Consider the following 617-nt stretch of genomic DNA (forward strand, 5'->3'; position numbering starts at 1 on the left):
TGCTGCGATCGAGAACCCGGATGGGCGTGTCATCGGCATGGAGCAGATCGCTGGCCATGATCTCTGCCTCGATCCTTTCGATCAGCGGCGCCAGGGCTTTCATCGCCCCGCCGCACCAGTCCACGAGCGTCGTGTCGGCGATATCGGCGCCCATCCGGGCAAAGATCTCGTTCTGCCTGTAGAGCGGCACATGATCGTCGAACTTCGAGACCAGGACATAGGCGAGCAGGTTCGGTCCCGCCATGCTTCGCGGGATCGGCCGGCTGGGTGCCGGGACCTGGACGATCTTCTCGCAGCGCCGGCAGGACTTCTTGATGCGCGCGATCTCGATGACCTTCAACTGCGCGGCAATCATGTCGATCAGTTCGCTGACATCCTCACCGATCACCCGCAGATCGCCACCGCAATCGGGGCAATTCTCGCCGGGATCATACGTGCGCCGTTCGCGCGGCGTGTCCTTCGAGACCTTCGGGCGGCGGCGTTTGGTTTCCTGGGGTTCAGCCGGCTCCGGAGCCTGTGCTTCCGTGTCCGGCCCCTCCTCGGCAGCGGGCGACGGGTCATTGGCCTCGGCCAGAGCCAGCTGCAGGTCTTCCAGCGCCAGTTCCAGCTGCTCGATC

1 protein-coding gene is annotated in these 617 nt (G+C 64.7%); it reads right to left on the reverse strand.

Annotated elements, in window-relative coordinates:
- Nucleotides 1-617, reverse strand: a 617-nt coding sequence (locus IEX25_RS19930; protein ID WP_188717468.1) for an IS66 family transposase, incomplete at both ends; no start/stop codon positions are given.

The sequence above is a fragment of the Paracoccus acridae genome (assembly GCF_014642735.1).
Lineage (GTDB): Bacteria > Pseudomonadota > Alphaproteobacteria > Rhodobacterales > Rhodobacteraceae > Paracoccus > Paracoccus acridae.